At 56.1% G+C, this 24234-nt stretch carries 26 protein-coding genes and 1 pseudogene; 9 read left to right on the top strand and 18 right to left on the bottom strand.

Annotated elements, in window-relative coordinates; genetic code table 11:
* Positions 1-12: 12 nt before the first annotated feature.
* The 4 genes from BM352_RS01750 to mutM all read right to left on the bottom strand — a co-directional run bounded on the left by BM352_RS01750 (position 13) and on the right by mutM (position 2705).
* On the bottom strand, positions 13-462 hold the full coding sequence (locus BM352_RS01750) for a rhodanese-like domain-containing protein (RefSeq protein ID WP_090211710.1): 450 nt from the start codon (positions 460-462) through the stop codon (positions 13-15).
* Positions 463-671: 209 nt separating this feature from the next.
* Positions 672-935, bottom strand: coding sequence for a 30S ribosomal protein S20 (gene rpsT / locus BM352_RS01745; RefSeq protein ID WP_090211708.1), 264 nt, complete (start codon positions 933-935; stop codon positions 672-674).
* 86 nt (positions 936-1021) lie between these two features.
* Entirely contained in the window at positions 1022-1798 is a 777-nt protein-coding gene (locus BM352_RS01740) for an enoyl-CoA hydratase (RefSeq protein ID WP_090211705.1), read from the bottom strand.
* Between the two features lie 58 nt (positions 1799-1856).
* The gene (mutM, locus tag BM352_RS01735; RefSeq protein WP_090211703.1) at positions 1857-2705 is read right to left on the bottom strand and encodes a bifunctional DNA-formamidopyrimidine glycosylase/DNA-(apurinic or apyrimidinic site) lyase; all 849 of its coding nucleotides are present in this window, start codon (positions 2703-2705) and stop codon (positions 1857-1859) included.
* A gap of 87 nt (positions 2706-2792) precedes the next feature.
* Here mutM and ubiE point away from each other — a divergent pair, with 87 nt between their 5' ends.
* Complete coding sequence (gene ubiE / locus BM352_RS01730; protein ID WP_090211701.1) at positions 2793-3545, top strand: bifunctional demethylmenaquinone methyltransferase/2-methoxy-6-polyprenyl-1,4-benzoquinol methylase UbiE; 753 nt, start codon at positions 2793-2795, stop codon at positions 3543-3545.
* Positions 3546-5078 (top strand): 2-polyprenylphenol 6-hydroxylase, encoded by a 1533-nt coding sequence (ubiB, locus tag BM352_RS01725; protein ID WP_090211698.1) that lies wholly within the window; start codon positions 3546-3548, stop codon positions 5076-5078. It begins immediately after the preceding gene.
* On the opposite strand, the gene BM352_RS01720 is transcribed toward ubiB, so the two are convergent.
* Positions 5070-5720 carry a flagellar hook capping FlgD N-terminal domain-containing protein gene (locus tag BM352_RS01720; RefSeq protein WP_090211696.1) on the bottom strand — a complete coding sequence of 217 codons (651 nt, stop codon included), beginning with the start codon at positions 5718-5720 and terminating at the stop codon, positions 5070-5072. The genes ubiB and BM352_RS01720 overlap by 9 nt on opposite strands.
* A gap of 12 nt (positions 5721-5732) precedes the next feature.
* Complete coding sequence (fliK, locus tag BM352_RS01715; RefSeq protein ID WP_175500595.1) at positions 5733-7400, bottom strand: flagellar hook-length control protein FliK; 1668 nt, start codon at positions 7398-7400, stop codon at positions 5733-5735.
* A gap of 236 nt (positions 7401-7636) precedes the next feature.
* On the opposite strand from fliK, the gene BM352_RS01710 reads away from it, so the two are divergent.
* From BM352_RS01710 to BM352_RS01690, 5 genes and pseudogenes are all read left to right on the top strand, one after another.
* Positions 7637-7819, top strand: coding sequence for a rod-binding protein (locus tag BM352_RS01710; protein ID WP_139229771.1), 183 nt, complete (start codon positions 7637-7639; stop codon positions 7817-7819).
* A gap of 4 nt (positions 7820-7823) precedes the next feature.
* A complete protein-coding gene (locus tag BM352_RS01705) occupies positions 7824-8171 on the top strand; it encodes a hypothetical protein (RefSeq protein ID WP_090211689.1) in 348 nt (115 codons plus the stop codon).
* A gap of 203 nt (positions 8172-8374) precedes the next feature.
* Positions 8375-8548 (top strand): annotated as a pseudogene (locus BM352_RS01700) (flagellar type III secretion system pore protein FliP); the annotation flags it as partial.
* Positions 8549-9037, top strand: a complete 489-nt coding sequence (locus BM352_RS01695; protein WP_090211686.1) for a hypothetical protein — start codon at positions 8549-8551, stop codon at positions 9035-9037.
* Between the two features lie 31 nt (positions 9038-9068).
* On the top strand, positions 9069-10247 hold the full coding sequence (locus BM352_RS01690) for an NAD(P)/FAD-dependent oxidoreductase (protein WP_139229770.1): 1179 nt from the start codon (positions 9069-9071) through the stop codon (positions 10245-10247).
* Here the strand turns inward: BM352_RS01690 and trhO are convergent.
* The gene (gene trhO, locus BM352_RS01685; RefSeq protein WP_090211680.1) at positions 10244-11143 is read right to left on the bottom strand and encodes an oxygen-dependent tRNA uridine(34) hydroxylase TrhO; all 900 of its coding nucleotides are present in this window, start codon (positions 11141-11143) and stop codon (positions 10244-10246) included. The two genes, BM352_RS01690 and trhO, sit on opposite strands and share 4 nt — an antisense overlap.
* Before the next feature lie 103 nt (positions 11144-11246).
* Here trhO and pncA point away from each other — a divergent pair, with 103 nt between their 5' ends.
* Both pncA and pncB read left to right on the top strand, forming a co-directional pair.
* Positions 11247-11855 (top strand): bifunctional nicotinamidase/pyrazinamidase, encoded by a 609-nt coding sequence (pncA, locus tag BM352_RS01680; RefSeq protein WP_090211678.1) that lies wholly within the window; start codon positions 11247-11249, stop codon positions 11853-11855.
* On the top strand, positions 11848-13140 hold the full coding sequence (pncB, locus tag BM352_RS01675; protein ID WP_090211675.1) for a nicotinate phosphoribosyltransferase: 1293 nt from the start codon (positions 11848-11850) through the stop codon (positions 13138-13140). Before pncA ends, pncB begins: the two co-directional genes overlap by 8 nt.
* Here pncB and BM352_RS01670 read toward each other — a convergent pair.
* The 11 genes from BM352_RS01670 to dapA form a co-directional block, all read right to left on the bottom strand.
* The gene (locus BM352_RS01670; RefSeq protein WP_090211672.1) at positions 13137-14087 is read right to left on the bottom strand and encodes a phosphotransferase enzyme family protein; all 951 of its coding nucleotides are present in this window, start codon (positions 14085-14087) and stop codon (positions 13137-13139) included. The genes pncB and BM352_RS01670 overlap by 4 nt on opposite strands.
* Complete coding sequence (locus BM352_RS01665; RefSeq protein ID WP_425434507.1) at positions 14077-15351, bottom strand: aspartate aminotransferase family protein; 1275 nt, start codon at positions 15349-15351, stop codon at positions 14077-14079. Before BM352_RS01665 ends, BM352_RS01670 begins: the two co-directional genes overlap by 11 nt.
* Complete coding sequence (arfB, locus tag BM352_RS01660) at positions 15341-15763, bottom strand: alternative ribosome rescue aminoacyl-tRNA hydrolase ArfB (protein ID WP_090211667.1); 423 nt, start codon at positions 15761-15763, stop codon at positions 15341-15343. Before arfB ends, BM352_RS01665 begins: the two co-directional genes overlap by 11 nt.
* Before the next feature lie 42 nt (positions 15764-15805).
* Entirely contained in the window at positions 15806-17998 is a 2193-nt protein-coding gene (locus BM352_RS01655) for a DEAD/DEAH box helicase (RefSeq protein ID WP_090211665.1), read from the bottom strand.
* 474 nt (positions 17999-18472) lie between these two features.
* Positions 18473-19099 carry a queuosine precursor transporter gene (locus BM352_RS01645; protein WP_090211661.1) on the bottom strand — a complete coding sequence of 209 codons (627 nt, stop codon included), beginning with the start codon at positions 19097-19099 and terminating at the stop codon, positions 18473-18475.
* Positions 19100-19181: 82 nt separating this feature from the next.
* Positions 19182-19649: a lytic transglycosylase domain-containing protein gene (locus BM352_RS01640; protein ID WP_090219764.1), complete on the bottom strand. Its 468-nt coding sequence runs from the start codon at positions 19647-19649 to the stop codon at positions 19182-19184.
* A 66-nt stretch (positions 19650-19715) separates the two neighbouring features.
* Complete coding sequence (locus BM352_RS01635) at positions 19716-20900, bottom strand: amino acid aminotransferase (RefSeq protein WP_090211657.1); 1185 nt, start codon at positions 20898-20900, stop codon at positions 19716-19718.
* Positions 20900-21748, bottom strand: a complete 849-nt coding sequence (sseA, locus tag BM352_RS01630; protein ID WP_090211654.1) for a 3-mercaptopyruvate sulfurtransferase — start codon at positions 21746-21748, stop codon at positions 20900-20902. The genes BM352_RS01635 and sseA overlap by 1 nt, the downstream gene beginning before the upstream one ends.
* A gap of 68 nt (positions 21749-21816) precedes the next feature.
* Positions 21817-22302 (bottom strand): SsrA-binding protein SmpB, encoded by a 486-nt coding sequence (smpB, locus tag BM352_RS01625; RefSeq protein WP_090211651.1) that lies wholly within the window; start codon positions 22300-22302, stop codon positions 21817-21819.
* A 56-nt stretch (positions 22303-22358) separates the two neighbouring features.
* On the bottom strand, positions 22359-23273 hold the full coding sequence (locus BM352_RS01620) for a glutaminase (protein ID WP_090211649.1): 915 nt from the start codon (positions 23271-23273) through the stop codon (positions 22359-22361).
* 45 nt (positions 23274-23318) lie between these two features.
* The gene (dapA, locus tag BM352_RS01615; RefSeq protein WP_090211647.1) at positions 23319-24191 is read right to left on the bottom strand and encodes a 4-hydroxy-tetrahydrodipicolinate synthase; all 873 of its coding nucleotides are present in this window, start codon (positions 24189-24191) and stop codon (positions 23319-23321) included.
* Positions 24192-24234 lie beyond the last annotated feature (43 nt).

Below are 24234 nucleotides of genomic sequence, written 5' to 3'. Positions count from 1 at the left end.
CCGTTCCGCAGATCAGGATTGCCTCCATGGCAATCCGTGGGCCTTCCAACCGTTCAGGCCCCCCCGATGTTTCTTTGAATCCAAATCGCCTTCGAAGCCCTCGGCCACGTTGAACAGGTCAAAACGATGCATCTCTCCAGCCAGAGACTCCTGCACCGCTCTGGCAGCGCTCATCGAGCGCGCACCAGACCTGCAAATGAATAAAACCTGAGTCGGCGTGCTGTCCTCAAAGGCTTCAATCATTTCTTCAACGAACCGCGGATTAACGGACATATCAGGATATCTAGACCACTCGATCTCAAGGACCGAACGATTTAGAGTCGACAGATCAGGCTTCCCTACAAAGGACCATTCGGCCTTTGTCCTGACGTCGATGAGCACAGCGTTTGGGTTACTTTCCAATAGGCCCCATGCTTGAGTTGGCAGCAACTCTTGCACAGCCGGACCGGTGTCCGTGCTCATTCCATTGTCCCCCCGAGACTAAGTGAATCGCTCGTCATGGATAGCGACTGGGAGGGGGCTCTCGCAACTTATCTTCGCGCTTGACTCATACTTAGTGTGATCCCGAATCTAGAACGGCTCAGTTTCAAGGTTGGTAACCCTTTAGAACATAAAAAAAACGCGCCTGAGAGGCGCGTTCCTAAGATGCTTCCATACCGACGAAGGCGGTATTAGCCGAGTGCTTTGACCCGCGAGGAAAGGCGGGACATTTTGCGCGATGCGGTGTTTTTGTGCATCACGCCTTTGGACACGCCGCGCATCAGCTCTGGCTGAGCGGACTTGAGTGCATCCTTGGCAGCGGAAGAATCACCAGACGTAATGGCTTCTTCCACTTTGCGCAGGAAAGTGCGGATGCGCGACCGACGCGCTTTGTTCACTTCGGTGCGGCGTTCGGTTTGACGCGCGCGCTTTTTTGCTTGAGGCGAATTAGCCATACTTAAGGACCCCGATGGTTCGGTGTGTAAATCTGAGATTGCGCTTCTAGGGCCGACTCACGGGCAAGTCAACGCCTTAAATCGCCTTACTTGTCGCGGAACTGAGGTTCGCGCTTTTCGACGAACGCAGCCATGCCTTCCACTTGATCCTCAGTCGCGAAAAGAGAGTGAAAAACGCGACGCTCGAACAGCAGGCCCTCGTTGAGAGTGGTCTCATAGCTCCTGTTTACAGATTCCTTCACAGCCATCGTGGCAAGAGAAGATTTTTCTGCAATTTTGGCGGCTGCTGACATTGCCTCAGCAATCAAGCGTTTTGCCGGAACGACACGGCTGACCAAGCCTGAACGCTCTGCTTCGTCTGCATCCATGAACCGGCCAGTCAGGTTCATGTCCATCGCTTTGGATTTCCCAACGAACCGTGTCAGCCGTTGCGAACCGCCGAGGCCCGCCATAACGCCTAAGTTGATTTCAGGTTGACCGAACTTGGCAGTTTCAGCAGCAATAATGAAATCGCACATCATGGCCAGTTCGCACCCGCCCCCCAATGCGTAGCCCGAAACTGCTGCAATGATCGGTTTGCGGACGCGCAGAAAGATATTCGGAAATTCTGAGAACAGGTCGTTGCCAAAGACGTCAACGAACGACTTGTCGGCCATTTCCGTGATGTCCGCGCCCGCTGCGAAGGCCTTCTCAGACCCGGTCAAAACAATACAGCGAACCTTGTTGTTCTTGTTGGCTTCGGACAGTGCTTGTGAAAGCTCCGTCAGCAAAGTCGCGTTGAGCGCGTTCAAGGCATCAGGGCGATTCAGCTTGATCAGAGCGATATGCTCTTCAATTTCAACAATAATTGTCTTGAATGCCATGACGGAACCTCATTTCTAGCAGGACATGAGACGTATCATGTTCGCACGCAGGATCAATTCATCTTTGACATTTTGGGCAGTAAAAGCTCGAACGACCGGATTGCACGATCCTGAAGATCTTGCTTCCACAATCGTTCCTGCACGGCTCTCCCTCCCGGTCATAGACGGCGAAGTTGTGCTGAAAGTAGCCTAAGTCTCCATTGGTTTGGCGGTGGTCTCGCAAGGAGGAGCCACCAGAATGGATGGCCTCAGACAGTACCTCCCGAATTGCCGGGACCAACGATCCTGCGCGATTCGCGCTCAGATTTGAGGCTTTCCGTTTGGGAGAGATCGCGGTTCTGAACAATACTTCACAGACATAGATGTTCCCCAAGCCCGCGACGATGTGTTGGTCCAGTAGCGCCGTCTTTATAGGAGCGCTCTTCTTTTGCAGCGCATTTGTCAGATAGCTCTCGCTGAACTCGTTCCCAAGCGGCTCTGGCCCGAGTTTGCTGATTAGCCAATGTTGCTCAACGCTTTGGGTAGATGTGAGATCCATTGCGCCAAATCTGCGCGCATCGTTGAAAGCGATCCGAGTGCTGTCCTCCATATGAAAAACGACATGATCGTGCTTCTGGGCGATCGTCGCGCCGTTATGAAAATGCGCGGTGTCTGCGTGTTCGATCAGCATGCGCCCTGACATGCCTAAATGGATGATAAGTGTCTCACCGCTGTCGAGGTCGGCTAAAAGGTACTTTGACCTCCGACGTAGGAGCGTAATCGTACGCCCAGCAAGGCGCTCTGCCATGTTCTCGGGAAACGGCCAGCGCAAGTTTGGCCGATTGACCTCAACATAGTCGATTTTTTCGCCTTCCATCACGGGTTGAAGGCCTCGTTTCACGGTTTCAACTTCTGGCAGTTCTGGCACGGGATTCCCTTGGTTCCTTTGGGTCGCATTGTAACCCAGCAAGCTGAGCCTATAACAGGGGTGAGACTGTAAGGACTACAAGAGCATATGGCCGAAGATTCGCAAAAAACCACGCATTTTGGATTCGTAGATGTTCCCGAAGATCAGAAGGCGGGAATGGTGCATGGTGTGTTCACCAATGTTGCCTCCAAATATGACATCATGAACGACGTTATGTCTGGTGGGGTTCATCGCATCTGGAAAGATGCGATGATGGATTGGCTGGCCCCAAGACCAGGTCAACGCTTGTTGGATGTTGCGGGAGGCACAGGGGACGTGTCGTTTCGCTTTCTGAAACGGGCCGGGGGGGCAGAGGCCGTCGTGCTGGATATGACTGAGTCGATGTTGGTTGAGGGGCGGAAACGCGCAGAAGCCTCAGCGATGTCAGGTAGCCTGGATTGGGTTGTTGGGGACGCAATGGCCTTGCCATTCGACGACAACAGCTTCGATGTTTACACGATCAGCTTCGGCATTCGGAACGTGACGCGCATCGCGGATGCCCTGTCCGAGGCTTACCGTGTCCTCAAACCTGGTGGGCGCCTCATGGTGCTGGAGTTTTCGCAACTTCCCAACCCTATGATGCAGAAGGCCTATGACCTTTATTCGTTCAATGTGATTCCAAAAATGGGAAAAGCGATCGCCGGAGATAGCGAAAGCTATCAGTATCTGGTCGAGTCCATTCGCAAGTTTCCGGATCAGGATACGTTTGCCGCGATGATCCGGGCAGCCGGTTTCGAGAATGTCAGCTACCGAAATATGACATTCGGTGTGGCGGCTTTGCATTCAGGCTGGAAAATTTAAGTGCGCGGTCCTCACAACATCTGGCGCCTCATCCGGACAGGGGCGACTTTAGAGCGAACTGGTGCAATGGGGCTGGTTCTTGATGCTTTCGATGCGCCGCCGTCGCTTCGTATGGTTGCTCGGGTCCTGGCGTGGCCCTTTGCTTGGCTCGGCCACAAGGGTGACCCATCGATGCCGCCCGCAACGCGAGCGCTGACAGCTTTAGGGCCTGCTTACATCAAATTTGGCCAAGTGCTGTCCACGCGGCCGGATGTTGTTGGCGATGAACTGGCACTTCAACTGCGTGTCCTGCAGGACAAATTACCACCGTTCTCCACTCAGGAAGCCAAAGAGACAGTTGAGCACGAGTTGGGAGTTCCATTGGGTGATGTGTTTTCGGAGTTCTCCGAACCCGTCGCCGCGGCCTCCATCGCTCAGGTACACAAGGCGCGGCTGCGCGAAACAGGGGAAGAGGTAGCGGTAAAGGTTTTGCGGCCAAAGATTGAGCGCGCGTTCCGAAAGGATATCGATGCCTTTTATTTCGCGGCGTCTATCATTGAACTAATCTCTCCCGCCTCCCGCCGATTGCATCCAAACGACGTGATCAAACACTTTGACGGGGTTGTCCAAGGCGAGTTGGATTTGCGCTTGGAGGCGGCGGCAGCGGGTGAGTATGCCGCGAAAACTGCGGATGACGCAGGCTTCGTTGTTCCTAGAACTCACTTCTTTCAATCGGCCAAGCGGGTGATGACAATGGAATGGGCTGAAGGCATCCCATTTGGCGACGTGGCTGCTATTGATCTTGCCGGCCATGATCGCAAAGCGCTTGGCGAGCGAGTGCTGCAGCTATTTTTGCGGCAGGCTCTAAACGACGGATACTTTCACGCTGATATGCATCAGGGCAACCTGAAGGTTAGCTCGGATGGAGATATAATAGCTTACGATTTCGGCATTATGGGTCGGATTGATGAGTATACGAGGCGCGTTTACGCGGAGATCCTTATTGGCTTTATTCGAAAAGACTATCGGCGCGTTGCGGAGGTCCACTTTGAAGCTGGCTATGTTCCCCCTGATCGGGATGTGGACGAATTCGCCCAAGCACTACGCGCAGTCGGAGAGCCGATCTTCGGTATGAACGCTACGCAGATCTCAATGGGGCGCCTTCTCGCGTATTTGTTCGAAGTGACTGAGCGATTTGGAATGGAAACGCGAACCGAGCTGATCCTGCTACAAAGGACAATGGTCGTCGTCGAAGGTGTTGCGCGGACGATGCACCCCCAGATCAACATCTGGCAAGTCGCCCAGCCTGTTGTGGAGGATTACATCAAGCAGAATATCGGGCCGAAAGCCTTCATTCGGGATCTCGTTTCTACAGTACAGGTCCTGGGACGATTTGGACCAAAACTGCCACAGCTTATGGAGGCGACTTTGGCGAGGACCAGCCAAAAAACTAGCGAACCGCACTCAAAAATGCGACTTGGCTATTTTTTGAGCTTCGGGGCTGGAGTTGCGACTGTGGTCTCTGCACTCGTGCTTTGGACTATGTTATCTTAATCCGGTGACAAGTAGGGCTGGATAAATTGCCCCACCTTCCAGCACAACAACAGCTTGCCGGTCTACGGTACGGATTTCTGTGACCCGAGTGAAAACATCGGGCACTTGAGTGTCGATGAGTTCATCATTGGCGTATGAGGCGATTTCAAAGCTGTATGTTCCATACTCGAATGGCTGCCCGTTGCTGCTTACGCCCGCCCAGTCTATTGGGCCATCTGAGACTGGAATGTCGAGGCGTTGAACTTCCTGTCCGCTTTCGTCCTTCACGATCAGCTCCGCGCGCTGGGCAAAAACTGGTGGGTTTGCGACAATTTCGATCGGCACCCCGTTGAAATGGGCGGGCGCAGCGAGCCGCGCCTCCATCCCGACCCAACTTGCCATGTCGCCTAAGGTTGAAGTCAGTAATTGTGAATTGAGAGCACTTAGGAGGTCGTTGGTTTTTACTTGTTGTTCCACCCCGGAAAATGTAGCCAGCTGAGTTGCAAAATCTTGAGAATCCAGAGGGTTTAGTGGGTCTTGGTTTTCCATCTGTGCAGTTAACATCACTATGAATGTTTCAAAATCCGAACTCAGAGCACTCGTTACGGGGATGCTGGTCTGTGCGGTTTGTGTCTGGGACGTGGCAGAAGATATCGGTTCCATGGGGAAGGGTCCTTATAGTCTCAGATCCAATGAGTCGTCTGTGCGATAAGTTTCGAGATAGGGTGGGACCTGATCGTCGCCGATTGGTTCAATTTCGGATGGCGAAGAAACGTTGTCATAAGTCACTTCACGACCTGATCGGTCTTGTTCAAATGTAAAGGTCGCTCCCTCATACCCGGCCTCAGAAAAGCTGTTTTCCAATAGATTTGAGTTACGTCGTATGAGATCTAAGGTTTCGTTTCGTTCCGAGAACACGGACACGTTGATTCCGCCGTCTTTGGGAGACAAAACGATTCGAATGCGTCCCAAATCGTCTGGGGATAGTCGGACCTCAATATCGTGCCCCCTCTCTGTCGCCAAAGCGGTTCGGATTTGGGCATTAACGTGCTCAGGAAGCGAGCTTTGTTCGACGGGGTGATGTCCAGCTGGCTGAGACACCTGAGCGTTGCGAGCCGGAGGTGTTGAGAACGTATCAATGACGGTCGGGGCGGCGACTTCTGACGAGTTTCTGACTTCTGAGAGTTCGATGATGGGGGAGGGGAATTGAGGCTGTATCGGCCAAGTGGCCAAACTGTTTTGCCCTAAGGCCGCGAACTCCATACGATAGAGCAAGCTGGTTTCCCCCGAACCCTTTCCAATGCCAAAGGATAGTTGGGGGCTTTTCTCGACGCTGAAGGGCGCACTGTCGACCCTTTGGGGCACTTGGTAAGGTGGCCCATTTCCCACATCGGAGGTCACAACGTGCCTCGGATTTGGCTGTATTCGAACGGTGGGGCTAGAAATTGTCGTTGTTGAAACTGGCTCTGACGCCTTTGCATCGACATTCTCATGTGCTTCGCGCTGAGGAACGATTTCGGGGCCTTTCGCGAGCGCTTGATTCGATCGGTCTGAGGGCCGCGAAATAGGGAGCAGTGCCTCTTGGGTTAGAGAGGGATTGACAGCTGGTACGCTATTCTTAAGCGCTTCGAGATCGCTCTCAATAGTCATGCTACTCTCGATTGGTGCCGCAATAGCAACCGACTGCTTCATTGGATCTATTCCATTGCCCGCGTCCTCGCAGAGCTGAAGCTCTACGCTTGCGTCGAGGCGAGAACTAGGGCGGTCGCCGATGCTTGGTTCTTCGTATAATTTAGGACTGGACTTAGCAGGCACAACTGAAAACGAGTTTGGTGCATTTTTAACAAGGACGGCGTTGGTCTCTTCCTCTATTTCAGGTTCCTCAAGAAGCTGCGGGGGTTCGGCTTCGCTGATCTGGGGAGATGGAGGCGATAGAGTGTAAGCCTGACCTTTCTTGGTGAATTCGGCAGCTGCTGGCGAGGTCTGGGCGTTTTGGGGTGAGCTCAGCGGAAAATGCGCGTCCATCGGCGCATGCTTTTGCAAGCTAGGTTCTGTAACTTCATTTGAGACTGAAGCTCCCAGAGATTCTGCATTTGGAGGAAATTGGATTTCTTCCAAATGCAGCTCAGGTAATTGAATATCAACTTCTGCAATTTCCGAAGACGGATTTGGAATACCGCACTGCGCGATAAGCGAGGAGGCGTTATTGGTAGAGGCAGGCACGGAGTTGGACTGAAGGCTGCGGTGAAGTTCTGTTCCGGTAAGTTCAGAGGCGAAATCAAGCTTTTCGAGGGGGGCTATCAATTCTGATTGCGCCGAAATCGGTTCAGTCACCTTACCCATCAGGAGGGAGATCAAATTGTTAACCGAATCGAATTGCATCTCTTGTCTTTCGTTCCCGCGCTGAAAAAGGAATTGCAGGAACAGGTTACTTATTCTTTACGACTGTAGAGTAACAATTTTCAAATTCAAACAAAGAGCACTCGAATATGGAAATATCAAATCCACCAGTCTCTCACGATCAAAAGAGCATTAAAGCGACGCCAGATGACATCTCGAGTGTCGCGAAGGGGTTGGAGATGGCGTTCTTAACCGAAATCCTTTCCTTCATTGGGTTGGAGGGTAAGGGCGGCGGTTTTGACGGAGGAATTGGCGAAGCTCAATTTCACTCCTTCTTAAGGGAAAACTATGCAAAGGCTATTGTTGAAAGCGGAGGGTTAAGTTTAGCAGAGCATTTTGCTGAAAGTATAGAGGAAAGATAGCTCGATGAAGTTTGGCGAGTCCGCAGGAAAAAAGCTTTTGAGATTAGTTGTGCAAGAGCGAAATGCGCTCAAGGCCGGCGCTTATGATCGGCTTGAAAAAATTCTTCCACAGAAAGAGAGCGCCCTGGAAGATGTCAGAGTTGAATGTAAAAGAATGCCCCCTCGCGAAGTGAACGAAATATTCAATGTTTGCAGAGATATAGATAATTTATACGGCGCTATTCGATTGGGTCTAAGCGCTGCTCATCAGCGTATTCAGTCGCTACAAGTGCAAGACGATAAAATGCTAACCTACGACTTGAACGGCAAGCTTGGGCAAGGATCGCGCACTTCCATTATAAGGAAAATATGATCGGTTCTTTATAAAATGGTTCACATCATTAGGAGCTGGATTAGCAAAGCCTTAGCGAGTTCCTTGCAGAAACGGACTGCATCCTAATGGCAGGATGGCACGCGTTCGGGGAAGCCCTGCGAGTAAATGTCATAATGGCTCCAGAACCATTTTGTGTGGTTGAAACTCGACTCTGAAGTTGTCGAAAACAGGAAAATGATATTCTTGTTTTCCTTCCCTTCTTGATCATCGACTTGGTCGTGTCAGCGGTTTTGATGTCCATGGGGATGATGATGGTGCCACCGGCCATTGTGTCGCTGCCATTCAAGTTGGCGTTCTTTGTCGTGGCTGACGGCTGGAGCCTGATCTCAAGCGCACTTGTAAGGAGCTACATGTAAATGCATCAACCTGCTGAACCCAAGGGCTCGACACAGCAATCAGAGGCGTCGGAGCCGACACAAGCACAGGTCAAGAAGGCCCGCATGCTTGTATCAATGCTTGGCGCCGACTTTGCGAAAACCTCCAGACATCCGTTCTTCAAAGACCTGGCACGGACTGCCGTTCGTCCGCTGGAGAAGAACGTGCCGCCGCCTGATATGAGCAAGGCGCTCGCCAATCTTGTGCGTCGTTTGGCAGACCCCAAGTTGCCGCGCCGCGCTGAGAGCCGCACAGATGCAAGCGACGATAGGACACCGACACCAGAGCCGAGTCTGTCATTCCAGCGAAGAGAGGCGGAAATCATGAGACAGCATCCGGCGCTGATTGCGAAGCACCTTCTTGCGTTGCCGGCGGCAGAACAACTGACCGCGCTGCGCAAACTGCGTGGCCCAGCAGCACGACAAGTGGCGGCCTATCTTTCGGAGCTTAGAAAATCGGGACGCGCTTAGTCTTTTTTCCGTGGCGCATGCCCGCTAAGGCATGCGAAAAGCGCGTATGCCGGACCGTGTCGAAACCGAAATCTTAATTGTTGGCGGTGGCCCTGCGGGGCTTTCGGTGGCGTCATCCTTGCCGGACGGCGTGTCAGCGCTGTTGGTCCATCAGGATCGGGAAATCGGTGTGCCAGTTCGAACCTCTGGCGGCTGTTGGATGAGTGACGTTGCCCGATTGGGTATCCCAACCGAGCTAGCTCACCCCGTAAATCACGCTGACATCTATTCCGACCATGAGCATCTCAGTCTGGATATGTCGTCGGAACCGGTCGGTGTTCTGGACGTAACCAGTCTTTATCGTTGGCTGGCATCGCAGTCCAAGGCCGAGATCCGCTGTGCTACAAAATATCTTGGGTCGCGGCGCGAGGGTGATCGGATCGTGTCGCGGTTGAGGGCCTCTGGGCAGGAATATGAGGTGATATCGCGGACCATCGTGGATGCGTCAGGCTGGCATTGCGCAGTGCTCAACGCCTTGGGCCTAGCCGTGCCTCCGACGCGAAGGGGAATCGGAATTGAATACGAGTTTTCTGCTCCGACCCACGATCCCGACCGCGCGGTGCTGTTCTTCGGCGCTTGTGTTAAGACAGGCTACGGTTGGGCCTTCCCGACTACCTCGGGCAGTCTGAGGCTGGGCGTCGGTGTGATCGAGCCTGTGTCAAACCAGTCTCCCAAAGTGCTTGTGCAAGACCTGTTGGACGGAAATGCACTTGAGCGAATGGGGTTGCCCCATCCAGAGAATTTTCACGTGAACGCGGGTATCCTGCCATCTGTGCCGTACGATACGCAGTTGGTCTACGGCAACGTCGTTCGGGTCGGAGACAGCGCAAATATGGCGACGCCAACCTTGGGCGAAGGCATTCGAATTTGCATTGAACAGGGTCGAGCCTTGGGTTTGGCTTTGGGGCAACGGTCGGCACCGGCATTGTCGCAATGGGAACGAGCCGTGCGACGTAAGCTGGCCCTGCAATACCGGATCGGCTTCGAAGCGAACCGACGCGCTGCGGCCTATGGCCCGGACGACTGGGATCGATCCATTGCGCGAATGCGCACTCTTCCATCTGAAGATTTGCTCCGCTTCTTCAGGAACGATTTTACGGCAAAAATGATTGCCCACCGAGGCGCACAAGCGGTTGGTCGTCGGCTGCGCAAGGCTCTGGGTGGCGCTTAGCCGATATGCTTTTCGCCGCGCTTTGTGGCCAGCTTGATCTGCTTTTGGCGTTCGCGAAATCGCTCCCGATCGCCAGCGCTAGTCTCGTGTAGGCATTGATGACAGCTCACACCAAGCTCGTATTCGTCGCGGCGTAGGTCTTCGGGCTGCAAGGGACGGCGGCAAGCATAGCATAGCTTTAGATCGCCCTCTTTGAGTGCATGTCCAACTGAAACGCGACCGTCAAAGACAAAGCATTCGCCGTTCCAAGTGCTGTCCTCTTCCGGCACTTCTTCCAAATACTTCAGGATACCACCTTGAAGGTGGTAGACCTCTTCAACACCTTGCCCCAGCAAGTAGTTGGTAGATTTTTCGCATCGAATGCCGCCCGTACAAAACATCGCAACCCGCTTATTGTGAAAGCGGTGCTTGTTTTCCTGCCACCAAGCCGGAAATTCTCCAAAGCTCTTGGTTTTCGGGTCAATCGCCCCCTCGAAGGTGCCGATGGCCACTTCGTAGTCGTTGCGGGTGTCGATCACTGCGACATCTCCAGCTTGAATAAGCGCGTTCCAGTCGGCGGGCTTAACATAGTGCCCGGTGCCTGCAAGCGGATCAACATCGGGTTGCCCCATCGTGACGATCTCGCGCTTAAGCCGCACTTTCATGCGGTTGAATGGCATTTCCGTCGCTGTAGATTCCTTGTGTTCGAGATCTGCGCAGCCGGGGAGACTCCTCAGATGTGCCAACAAAGCATCAATACCGGCGCGGCTGCCGGCGACGGTCCCGTTGATGCCTTCCTTGGCGACCAGCAAGGTGCCACGGATCCCTTCGCGCTCGCACAAGTCGACAAGCGGGGGGCGCAACCCATCAGGGTCGGAAAAGCGGGTGAAGTGATAGAGTGCGGCAACTGTAAACATGGCCACGCTTTACGACTGCGCCCCGAAAGGATCAAGTGCGGGCTGTTGACGCAACGCGGGCTTACCCCTAGCAATTGCAGGTGAATTTCTCGGAGAACGACACATGCGCACAGCTGATGAGGCCTTGATCGTCATCGACCTACAGAACGACTTTTGCCCGGGCGGGGCGCTAGCGGTTGAAGGCGGTGACGAGATTGTCAGCCCGATCAACGAGTTGATGGCGCAGTTCTCCGCTGTTGTGCTGACGCAAGACTGGCATCCGGCTGGGCATTCGTCCTTTGCATCTTCCCATGATGGCCTTGCGCCATTTTCGGTGACTGAGATGCCGTACGGCCCGCAGGTTTTATGGCCGGACCACTGCATTCAGGGTAGCAAAGGCGCGGCGTTCCATAGTGGTCTGCACACGGATCCGGCTCAGGTGATCGTGCGCAAGGGCTTCAACCCTTCAGTGGACAGCTATTCGGCATTTTTCGAGAATGACCACACGACGCCAACCGGGCTTGAGGGCTATTTGCGCGCGCGCGGTATCAACAAGCTGACAATCGTTGGATTGGCGCTGGATTTTTGCGTGAACTTTTCCGCGGTCGACGGCGCGCGGCTGGGTTTTGACGTCTCTGTTGAAACGTCTCTGTGCCGCGCAATTGATCTGGATGGTTCTCTGGCGGCGGCGCGCGCGGGCATGATCGAAGCTGGAGTGCATCTCAATGGTTGATATAGCGACGCGGGTTTACAACCATAAGTGGAAGATCGACCCGATAGTGCGGTCGTTGATCGACACGGATTTCTACAAGCTTCTGATGTGCCAATCGGTCTTCCGCAACAAGCGGGATACGAATGTTACGTTCTCGCTTATCAACCGCTCCAAGGATATCCGGCTGGCAGAACTGGTGGACGAGGGCGAGCTGCGCGAGCAATTGGACCACATTCGCTCGCTGTCGCTGTCGCGCGGCGAAAGCACCTTCCTTCGCGGCAATACGTTCTACGGCAAACGCCAAATGTTTCGTCCGGATTTCATGGAGTGGTTCGAGAACGTCTCCCTGCCCCCCTACCATCTGGAAAAACGCGACGGTCAATACGAGCTGACATTCGAGGGCAAGTGGCCCGAAGTAATGCTCTGGGAGATCCCCGCCCTTGCGGTGTTGATGGAACTGCGGTCACGCGCCGTGCTGAAAAGCATGGGCCGGTTTGAGCTTCAAGTATTGTACGCGCGTGCGATGACCCGTCTGTGGGAGAAAGTCGAAATTCTTCAGGGCGTTGAGGACCTGCGACTTGCGGATTTTGGGACACGTCGCCGGCATAGTTTTATGTGGCAAGACTGGTGTGTTCAGGCAATGCAGGAAGGACTGGGCGGAAAGTTCGTGGGCACGTCCAATTGCCTCATCGCCATGCGCCGCGAGGTTGAGGCGATCGGCACGAATGCCCATGAGTTGCCAATGGTCTACTCGGCCTTGGCAGAAACGGATGACGCGCTGCGGCAAGCCCCGTACGACGTTCTGGCCGACTGGCATGAAGAGCATGAAGGCAATCTGAGGATCATTTTGCCCGACACTTACGGCACAGATGGATTTTTAGAGGGTGCGCCTGATTGGCTTGCGGGCTGGACGGGTATTCGTATCGACAGCGGCGATCCGGCTGAAGGCGCAGAGCGCGCAATTCGCTGGTGGACCTCGCGGGGCGAGGACCCCACACAGAAGCTTGTCATTTTCTCTGACGGTTTGGATGTCGGCAAGATCGTCGAGCTTCAGGCACAATTCCGTGGCCGCGTTCGTGTCTCTTTCGGGTGGGGCACATTGCTGACCAACGATTTTCGCGGACTTGTGCCGGGCGATGGCTTGGCGCCGTTTTCACTGGTCTGCAAGGCTGTGTCGGCGAATGGACGCCCGACAGTCAAATTGTCAGACAACCCGCGCAAAGCGATGGGGCCAGCCGACGAGATCGAACGCTACAAGCGTGTCTTCGGGGTCGGAGATCAAGAAGACATCGCGGTCGTGGTCTAGAGGTAGCTGCGCGTACAATGGAGCGCGCGTTCAGCGTAGACCCTCTGGCGCGGATCACCCGGTTCGGTTCGGGAGATGATCCATCCACAGGACGCCATGCTGCGAAGCATCACAAATAACGGTATCGCGGTTTCGATCTCGGGCTGCGGGCCACAGACGCTTTGGTAACCGGACATCAACGCCTTTGAAAGGTCGTCCATATAGGGAAGTTCTGCATGCTGGATTAGGGCCGTCCCTAAGTCATAGCCACGATATCCAAACCCACCATCGTCGAAATCGATAAGCCAAAGCCCATCGTTGTTGTGCAGAATGTTTTCTTGCAGCAAATCGGCATGAATCAGAACTATCGACATATCCAGGGCCAGAAGGTGCGCCCTAGCTTTGTCACGGGCCGTTTGCAAAAGCGTGGCCTCATCTGGGGCTAGAGAAGGGTTCTCCCAAAAGCGCCCCCAATGTGGGTCGTCCCCGAGCAGGGCTTCACTGTCCCAAAGCGGGCGCTGCAATGGAGCCGTATCAATGGCATCGGTTGCTTGGTGCAATTGTCCGATCAGGCGGCCAACATTGCGGTAAAGCGCGCAGTGATCTGGTGCGCTACCGTCGAAGAGGACATCGCTCTCTCCAATAGGCGTGGCCTCAATCCAGCTGACGGCAGAAGCAATCTGGCCATCATACAGCTCGTATGTGAGCGCGTCCTCTGAGGTTCGGATTGGGTTTGGGCAGGCGAACCCGGCCTCGTGCAGTTTTTCCGTCCAAAGAAGCTCTGACTTAATCGACGCGGTGGATTGGTAGCCCATTCTGTGTAGCCGCAGGGCAGCGCACATCCCGTTGGAAAACCGGACCTCAAACACTGCGTTTTCGCGGTTATTGATGAGGCGCGGTGTCCCATCCGTGCCGCCCCAAGCAGCGGCGGCGATCAGCGCTTTGGCAGTCGCGGTCTCAGGCGTCACAAGGCACCTCTCGCAACGCTTGTTCAAGAAGGTCCATCGCGATATCTGCGTGATCTCTCCCAAACGGCATTGGTGGGCGCATCTTAAGGGTGTTCATGTCTCGCCCGATCCTGTTCATCAGCACGCCGCCTTCGCGCATATACTCGACGACCTGTGCGGCAAACGCAGTTGCAGGCTGTCCGTTGGGTTGAACAAACTCAATTCCGAAAAACAGGCCCGAGCCTCGCGCCTCTGCCTTCCAAGGGTGTTCGATCTGCTTCAGGCGTTTAAGTGCATAGGTTCCAACAACGCGAGCGTTTTCCTGTAATTTGTCGGTCTCGATGACGTCCAGCGTTGCCATAGCAGCAGCGCAACTCACTGGGTTGCCCCCGAATGTGTTGAAATAGCCGAAGGCCGTTCGGAAGGCCGACATAATGTCAGGGCGTGCGATCACCGCTGCAGCGGGGTGACCATTGGCCATTGGCTTGCCGATCGTGACGACGTCCGGCGCAAAGCCCAGCCAGTCATGCCCCCAAAACGTTTCCCCGATCCGGCCAAACCCAGGTTGGACCTCGTCACATAGCAACAAGCCGCCCGCACGGTGCACTACCTCTATCGTCGGATCAAGAAAGCCCGGTGTGATAGCGGGAATGCCTTCATTGGCAAAGACAGGGCACAACATCATGCCAGAGAACCCGCAGCCCTCAGCCTCCAGCTCTGCAATCGCGGTTGCAACATAGTCGGCGAAGGCTTGCGGCTGCCCTTCCAGCGATCCCCCAACGGGGCGCACAGTATCAGGCGCGGGCACCAGACGCACATTTCGCGGGTAGCCTCCAATTGGCGGGCGTCGTGTCGAGAGTTGCGAGGTGGCAAGCGTGTTGCCGTGGTAGGTGTTGTCCGTCGCGATGATGCCGGTTTTGCCTGTGACCGCCTGCGCCATACGCAGCGCGATGTCGTTTGCCTCAGAACCGGTGCAAACCATAATCATCTGGCTCAGATCGTGAGAGAGCGTTGCCGTCAGCCGTTCGGTGTAATCCAGGATGCTTTCGTGGAGATACCGCGTATGTGTATTGAGCGTTGACGCCTGTCTCGCAATCGCCTCCACCACATGCGGATGGCAATGCCCGACATGCGGGACGTTATTATAACAATCAAGATATTTGCGTCCGTCCGCGTCCCACAGCCAAACGCCCTCGCCACGCAACAAATGGACGGGTTGCTCGTAAAAGGTAGGGACGTTGGGACCCAAAAGTCGCTCGCGCCGAGCCATGAGATCAGTCATCATCAGTGACCTTTCCACGCAGCGATTTAACCTCGCCACGCTGCTTCTTGGTGGCGATCCTGCGCCGCTGCGATCCAAGGGTCGGGCGCGTCTTGATCCGGCGCTTTGGGGTTTCTAGCGCTTTGAGGATCAATTCACGTAAACGAACCTCCGCGATCTCACGATTGCGCGCTTGCGAACGCGTGTCTTGCACAAAAACGATCAGCGCGCCTTCGGTTGTCCAGCGCCGTCCTGCAAGGCGTTTTAGACGGGCTTTTACCGGGGCGGTCAGGTTTGGGGACCGCGCCGCTTCGAACCGCAGTTCAACAGCGGTGGAGACTTTGTTGACGTTTTGCCCGCCTGGCCCTTGGGCGCGGGTGAAGCTTTCCGTCAGTTCCCAGTCTTCAATGGTGATGGTGTCATTCACGCGGATCATGGGGCTTTGATACCCCATGATCCTTTCGGTGAATATGCCGGATTAAGGTTTTCCCTTGCCCCGTTTTGGTGTGGCACCTGCGCCCTTGCTGACGCGTGGCTTTACCTTGCCACCCGGAGGGGTGAAGCGCTTGGACGTGTCATTCGCGCTTGCAGATGGGCGCTTGCCCGCGGGTTTGCCGCCATCAGCCTTGTTGAAGGGCTTCTTGCCGCCCGGTTTCTTGTCGAAACGTGGCTTGTCCCCGTCGGCCTTGCGGAACGGTTTTTCGCCATCGGCCTTGCGGAAAGGCTTTTCTCCATCGGCCTTGCGGAACGGCTTTTTGCCACCAGGCTTCTTGTCAAAAGCAGGCTTTTCGCCACGTTTCTCATAGGGGGCTTTGTCCCCATGCGGTTTCTTCTCGTAAGGCTTCTTGTCGCCCTTCTTTTCGTAGGGTTTTTTCTCATACGGTTTTTTGTCACCGGCTGGGCGCGGCTTATGGCTCGTCACGGCACCTTCTGGGCGCGCATCGCTGATGCTTTTCCCTGATTTAGGCTGCTCTGTCGCGGCAGGGCGTGGTGGCGTATCGTAGTCGTCGCGATAAGGTTTCTTCTCGTATGGTTTTTTGTCGTAAGGCTTCTTGTCGAAAGGTTTTTTGCCACCTTGCGGACGTGGCATGGACGTGAAGTCAGGCGCTTTGTCGAGGCGGGTGACAATTGCACCGTCTTCAAGTTTCATCCCATCGCCGAGAGATTTCAGAAACCGGTCTTCACTGGCTTTCAGGATTTCAACAAAGCTTGCGTTCTGCTGGATGCGGATGGCGCCAATGTCGTCCTTGGTCAGATCGCCAGCGCGGCACAATGCAGGCAGCAACCAGCGTGGTTCTGCGTTGTCTTTGCGACCGATAGAGACCGAGAACCAAACGCTTTCGCCAAAGGCTGGGCGCTCTTTCGGCGCATCAGAGCCGGATGGAGCCAGATCTTCTGGGGCCGACTGCCGTTCACGGAACAGTCGTGTATAGGCTGTTGCGATCTGTTCGGGCGAGAAGCGCTCGATCAGCTTTGTGACCAAGCCTGCTTCGCTATCGGTCGCTGTGTCGGTCCAGACGGGGTTATTGAACAGTCGTTCTTCATCGCGCGCGTTTACGTCGTCGGCGGACGGGGCTTCCGCCCATTCGGCTTTCACCTTCGCACCTTGCAGCAGGCGTTCGGCTTTGCGGCGCATCTTCGCAGGCACGATCATCGCGCTGACGCCTTTGCGGCCTGCACGGCCTGTCCGGCCAGAACGGTGCAGCAGAGTTTCGTGGTTGTTTGGCAATTCGGCGTGGATCACCAGTTCAAGATTGGGCAGGTCGATTCCGCGCGCAGCAACATCAGTGGCCACGCAAACGCGCGCACGGCCATCACGCATGGATTGCAGCGCGTGGGTGCGTTCGTTCTGGCTCAGCTCACCTGACAGCGCCACGACCGAGAAGCCCCGGTTCGAGAAACGGGTGGTCAGGCGGTTCACCATGGCGCGGGTGTTACAGAAAACGATGGCCGTCGGGGCCTCGTAGTAGCGCAGCACGTTGATAAGGCTATTCTCAGCGTCACGCGGGGCGACAGCCATTGCGCGATATTCGATATCTGTGTGTTGTGAATGCTCGGCTTTTGTGGACACGCGAATGGCGTCCTTCTGGTAGCTCTTCGCCAGCTTTGCAATGGAGGCCGGAACGGTGGCCGAGAACATCAAGGTGCGGCGGGTTTCAGGCGCTTCGGACAGGATGAATTCCAGATCTTCACGGAAGCCTAGGTCCAGCATCTCGTCAGCTTCGTCCAGCACCACGGCACGGGCTTCGCTCAGGTCGATGGAGCTTCGCTGGATATGGTCGCGCAAACGACCCGGTGTGGCCACGACGATATGCGCACCACGGTCCAAGGCACGACGCTCGTCGCGCATATCCATGCCGCCCACGCAAGACGCCACAACGGCACCTGCTTTTGCATAGAGCCAGGACAGCTCGCGTTTGACCTGAAGGGCCAATTCGCGCGTAGGTGCAATCACCAGCGCCAGCGGCGCCGCAGCGCGGCCGAATGTTTGATCCTCGCCCAGCAATGTCGGCGCGATGGCGAGGCCAAAGGCAACAGTTTTGCCGGAGCCGGTCTGCGCCGAGACCAGAAGGTCTGCGTCACCATATTCGGCATCTGTTACTGCGGTTTGAACGGGAGTCAGGTCGGTGTAGCCGCGCTCTGTCAGCGCGTCTTGAATCGTTTGTATCACGGGTCACTCTTTTCTGGTCAGGGCAAAAAGGAAACGGCAGCCACCCCTATTTGGCCACCAAAAGCGGCCCGTGCCCTGAGCGCGCACCGCAAGTGGGCGGCAATACGCTGCTTGGGGGCGCTTGTATAGGGGGTGCGTTCAAACGGCACAGCGAACTTCGCGCGCGCGCGTCGCCAGAGCTGCTGGAAATCATCGCAAATGCAGCTTGCGACCCTCATCCAGGCGACATGTCTAGGGCGTTGACAGAAGAAAGGGCGCCCACAGCACGGGGCGCCCTTTCCGAGATCTGATGGAGGTGGGTCAGGTTGATCCGTGACCGATACCTCGGTGTGGGTTAGGGGACTGCCCCTAGACACGCACCTCCGTACCTTGCCTGACACCTTGCTCCAATATCACTCTAGACATGGACACCTCCTTTCTCTGGTTGCTGTTAAAGAGAAAGGTGCCACATCTTGTGGATAACTCAAGAAGTTTCTACGCGAATTTGTGTGAAACTTTTCCAACAATGATACGGAACGGGATCAGCGCGAGCAGGGCGATAGCAAGTTTCACGCCCCAATCCGCAATCGCGAGGGAAACCCAAAGCGGAAGAATTGCGCCCTGACCCAAAAGCGGAACGCCCTCCCAAGCCCATGAAATCGCTTCATCATTTCCCGCTCCGAATAGGGTGATTGAGGCCGAGAATGCTATGGTGAAGAACAGCGCTGTGTCTACAACGGACCCGACAAGCGTCGATGCCAGCGGGGCCTTCCACCACGTTCCCTCGCGCAGACGGTCAAAAATCGACACGTCTAAAAGTTGTGCAGACAGGAACGCGATGGCGGATGCGACGGCAATTCGAAGTGGCACCGCGGGCCCGTACTCCAACATGATCTGCGATCCGATGAGTGAGCAAATGATTCCAACTAGAAACCCTGCGAATACAACGCGGCGTGCGGCGGAAGGCCCATAGATGCGGTTCATCACATCTGTGACAAGGAATGCGATGGGGTAGGTGAAGGCCCCCCAAGTGAGCCAACTGCCCAGCAAGAACTGGACGAGAATATTCGAGGCCACGACAGTGGCGGCCATGGCAAGGATGCCAGGAAGAAGACGTGTCATACTGTAATTCCGTTTTGACAAGGTGGCGGAGACTTGTGGTTCAGAGCGCGCGTTTAGTGGAGCGCCCAGTCTTAAGCAAGGCTTAACCGGAACGAAGCCCCGTCTCAACAAGCATCCCGCGCCGCTTGGCTTCGTAATAGTAGCCGCGCGAATACCACTTTACCGCCTCGTCATGGCTACCATCGGACAGCAGCCACGCGCCGCGCAGGTATTTGACGGCGTATTTCAGGTTGGTCTCGGCATCCAGCAAACTATTCGGCGGGCCGCGATGGCCCATGGTGCGGGCCGTGGCAGGCAGGATTTGCATAAGGCCATAATACGGGCCGTTGCGCGCCTCGGGGCGGTGGGTGCTTTCGCGGATGATTTGACGATGCACCAAAGCGCGCGGCACTTCGTAGAGGTCGGCGTATTTGTTGATGAGCAGGCGAAGCTCTGGCGTCTCGTTCGGATGCAGCGGTATCGCTTGGCGCTGCTCCGCGACCTCTTTGGGCGCAGAGTTTGAGCAGGCAGGCAATGCCAGCAGCATCAGGATGAGAAACGCGCGTATCATGGCGAACGGGATAGCCGCGCCCGTGACGTCTGCCAAGCGCGGTGTTCTGTCATAGGCGGGTTGTTGCTAAACGCCTGCGGCTACGATTGCGTCTGCAAGTATTGGAACCGATTGGGCGTTCAGGCCAGCGATGTTCAAGCGGCTGTCAGACACCATATAAATCCCATGGCTCTGGCGCATTTGCTCGACCTGCGCCTCTGTCGCGCCAAGGCGGGAGAACATCCCGCGATGCTGCGCAATGAAGTCAAAGCGGTCGGAATTGGTGCGCTTGCGCAAGGCGTCTGCCAGAGATTGTCGCAGCGAAAGCATTCCGGTGCGGATGCCTTCCAACTCGTTCAGCCAATCGCTGCGCAGAGCATCATCAGTCAGCACCATCGTGACCAGCCGCGCGCCATGATCCGGCGGAAACGAATAGTTCTGGCGGTTCAGAAAGGCGACGGTGCCTTGGTTCAGCGGAGTTTTGGACGGGTCTTGGGACACGGCCATCAACAGGCCCACACGCTCTCGGTAGACGCCGAAGTTCTTTGAGCAGCTTGCGGCAATCAGCATTTCCGGCTGGGTTTTGGCCAGATGGCGCGGGCCGAACGCGTCTGCGTCCAGACCGTCTCCGAACCCTTGGTAAGCAATGTCGACAAAGGGGATCAGTTGCTTGGATTTCAGGAAGTCTGCGACTTCCTGCCATTGGCTCGCAGTCAGGTTCGCGCCGGTCGGGTTGTGGCAGCAGCCGTGCAACAGAACCACATCGCCCGGTTTGGCTTGGTCCAGATCGGTGAGCATTCCGCCGAAATCCACCCCGCGTGTTTCCGCATCAAAGTAGCGGTACTCGGCCATCGGCATGCCGAGATATTTGATGATTGAGGGATGGTTTGGCCAAGTTGGGGCCGAAAGCCAGACCGTCGCCTTTGGCGATGCCATGCGGATCAGCTCCAGCCCTTGCCGGATCGCGCCTGTGCCCCCCGGCGTGGCTGCGGCTGCGACTTGGTCTTTGGTTGCCGCGTCGCCGAGGATCAGCATTCTGAGTGCGTCATGGAAGCCAGCATCGCCAGCAAGGCCAGTATAGCTTTTGGTGTCTTCGATCTGCCAAAGCTTTTGTTCGGCGGTCTTCACGGAGCGCATTATGGGTGTTTGCCCCTCGGCGTTCTTGTAAACGCCCACGCCGAGGTCAATTTTGCCCTCACGCGGGTCTTCGCGAAATGCCGCCATAAGTGACAGAATTTTGTCAGCGGGCTGAGCTTTTAGCGTCTCGAACATTATCCGGTCTCCACGGCGAGTTGGTCGAACTGGCCCCATTCGGCCCAAGAGCCGTCATAGAGCGAATGATTGCGGTTCCCGATGCGCTCCAGCGCGAGGCTCAGTACAGCGGCGGTGACACCAGAGCCGCAGGTCGTGATGATCGGCTTGGTCAGGTCCGCCTTCGCGTCGTGGAAAACTTCGCGCAGGTCGGCATGGGATTTCATTGTCCCGTTGGCATTGAGCACGGAGGTGTAAGGCACGTTTCTGGAATTGGGGATATGACCGGATCGCAGGCCAGCGCGTGGCTCCGGCTCCTCGCCTTTGAACCGCGGCGCGCCGCGCGCGTCCAGGATCGTATGATCCGACAGCTTGGACGCGGCAGCGACTTGCGTGACATCGCGCACGAGTTGGGCTTGCCGGTGGATCGTGATGTGCCGTTCCTTGAGAACGGGTGGCAGGTCTTCCGTCGGGCGGCCTTCTGCCAGCCATTTGGGATAGCCCCCGTCCAATACGGCAACGTCGGTTTTGCCCATCAGGCGATAGAGCCACCAGACACGGGCTGCGGAAAACAGACCCGCGCCGTCATAGACCACGATCTGATGACCATCCCCGACCCCGAGCGCGCGCGACCGGGACATGAATTTTTCGACCGGTGGAGCCATGTGCGGCAGGGAGGAGCGGGTGTCGCTGATCTCGTCAATGTCAAAGAACCGTGCGCCGGGGATATGGCCGCGGTCATATTCGGCGCGGGCATCTCGATTCATATCTGGCAGATACCATGACGCGTCCAGAACCCGCAGGTCGGGGGTGTTGAGGTGATCTTCCAGCCATTGGGTGGATACGAGAGTTTTGGGGTCGTCTGACATCGCGTGCGCTCCGGATCAGGGCGGGTTGGCCCAGAGGTAGCGGCGGGCGGCCCGTGAGGCAAGGGGCGTTAGCCGTGATCCTTCATCAAGCGCGCCTTGGAACGCTGCCAATCGCGCTTGGCGGAGGTTTCCCGCTTATCGTGCAGCTTCTTGCCCTTGGCGATGCCGATTTTGATCTTCGCGCGGCCCTTGTGGTTGAAGTACAAGACCATCGGCACGAGGGTCATGCCTTCGCGCTGGGTTGCGGACCAAAGCTTCGCCAGTTCTTTTTGCTTCACCAGCAGTTTGCGGCGGCGACGTTCTTCATGGGAGAAGGTTTTGGCCTGCTCGTAGGGTGGGAAGTAGCTGTTCACCAGCCACAATTCACCATCCTCGACGGCGGCGTAGCTTTCGGCGATCTGGGCTTGCCCCGTCCGCAGGGATTTTACCTCAGACCCTTCTAGCATGATGCCACATTCGAGGTCATCCTCTATGGCATAGTCAAAGCGAGCGCGCCGGTTCTCCGACACCACTTTGTAATTTCGCTCTTCTGCGGATTTGGGTTTGTTAGCCATGATCTTCTCTAGGTAGGGAGGCCACGTCTTGGGGTCAATCCCAAGAGGCTACTCGCTCACTTGGTATCAAAGACTGACCAGCTCATCGCAAGCGACAGGCGTTCCAACGCCAGTGTGCCAAGTTGGGAGTTACCAAAGCTGTTCAGACCCGGGGCCCACACCGCAACTGACGCAACGCCCGGAACGATCGCAAGAATACCTCCGCTGACGCCACTCTTTCCGGGGAATCCGACACGATATGCGAATTCGCCTGATCCGTCGTAATGCCCGCAGGTCATCATTAATGCGTTGATGCTGCGCACATGACGGTTCGCGATCATGTCATGGCCGCCACTGAGGCCAGCGAGAAAGCGGCCTGCACGCGCCAGTTGCTGGCAATTCAGCTCAATCGAGCATTGGTGGAAATAGGTGCCAAGCGTCAGCTCGCACTCGTGCTCCAGATTGTCCGTGGATTTCAGGAAATGGGCCAGGGACCAATTGCGATGGCCGGTGATGTTCTCTGAGCGGGCCATGTCGTGGTTGATGTAGATGTCGCCATCGCCCACCGCGGCCCGCACAAATTGCACGATTTCGGCTAGCGTATCCTTGGGCGTCCGTCCCGAAAGCAGCGCGTCAGTCACAACGATAGCCCCTGCATTGACGAAAGGGTTGCGGGGTTTGCCGCCGCCCAATTCCAGATCAACGACCGAGTTGAACGCATTGCTGGTCGGTTCGCGCCCGACGCGCTTCCACAGGCCGTCGCCATAGCGGCCAAGCGCCATCGCAAGGGTGAACGCCTTGGACACGCTCTGCATGGAAAAATTGGTGGTGAAATCGCCGCAACTGACCTGCTGCCCGTCAGCCAGACAAACGGACATGGCGAACTGGTTTGGATCGATCTTGGCAAGCTCGGGGATATAGTCCGCGACAAGGCCCTTATCGGGGGCCTCGCGCAGTTCGGTGTTAATGCGATTTAGCGTCTCTTCGAGCATCTTCGATCCTTCTTGGATTTCGGAGAAGTGAGAGCAGCGAAACAGTTAATTGATGAGACCCGCGTAGACCATTGCGTCCTTGATCGCGGCCTTGGTGCTGTCTTCCAGAGCGGTCAGCGGGGAGCGGACCTCTTCAGAGCATTTGCCCAGCAAAGACAGTCCGTACTTGGCACCCACAAGACCGGGCTCCGTGAAGATGGCGTTGTGCAGCGGCATCAAGCGGTCCTGATAGGTCAGGGCCGTTTTGTAGTCGCCAGCTGCCATCGCGTTCTGGAACTCAGCGCACAGCTTCGGGGCAACGTTGGCCGTGACCGAGATGCACCCGATTGACCCGTGCACATGTGCGCCAAGGGCGGTCGCATCTTCGGCAGAGAACTGCAAGAACTCGGTGCCACAGGTGATACGCTGTTGGGACACACGCGAGATGTCGGCGGTCGAGTCTTTCACACCAACAATCATCGGGTGTTTGGCCAACTCGCCCATAGTCGCCGGCGTCATGTCGATCACCGAACGGGGTGGGATGTTGTAGATGAAGATCGGCAGACCACAATCCGCCGCAGCGGTGAAATGGGCCATTAGGCCGCGCTGGGTGGGTTTGTTGTAATAAGGCGTGACCACAAGTGCGGCATCCGCGCCGACCTCTTTGGCGTGCTGAACAAGGCGCACGGTTTCGGCGGTGTTGTTGGAGCCAGCGCCCGCAATGACCGGCACGCGGCCAGCGACTGCTTTCACAACTGTTTCGACCACGGCGTCATGTTCGTCATGGCTAACAGTTGGGCTTTCCCCAGTTGTGCCCATGGGGACCAGACCGTGGGAGCCTTGTTCGATGTGCCATTCAACCAAGTGTTTGAGCGCGTCAAAATCCACGGCGCCGTTATTGAACGGCGTGACCAGCGCGGGCATTGAGCCTTTAAACATGACACGTCTCCTTTGGTTTGGTTGTCTCAATGCTCCGATACCG

It is taken from the genome of Litoreibacter janthinus, from assembly GCF_900111945.1.
Lineage (GTDB): Bacteria > Pseudomonadota > Alphaproteobacteria > Rhodobacterales > Rhodobacteraceae > Litoreibacter > Litoreibacter janthinus.
Note: the sequence above shows the minus strand (reverse complement) of the source record. Positions and strands in the feature narration are given on the sequence as shown.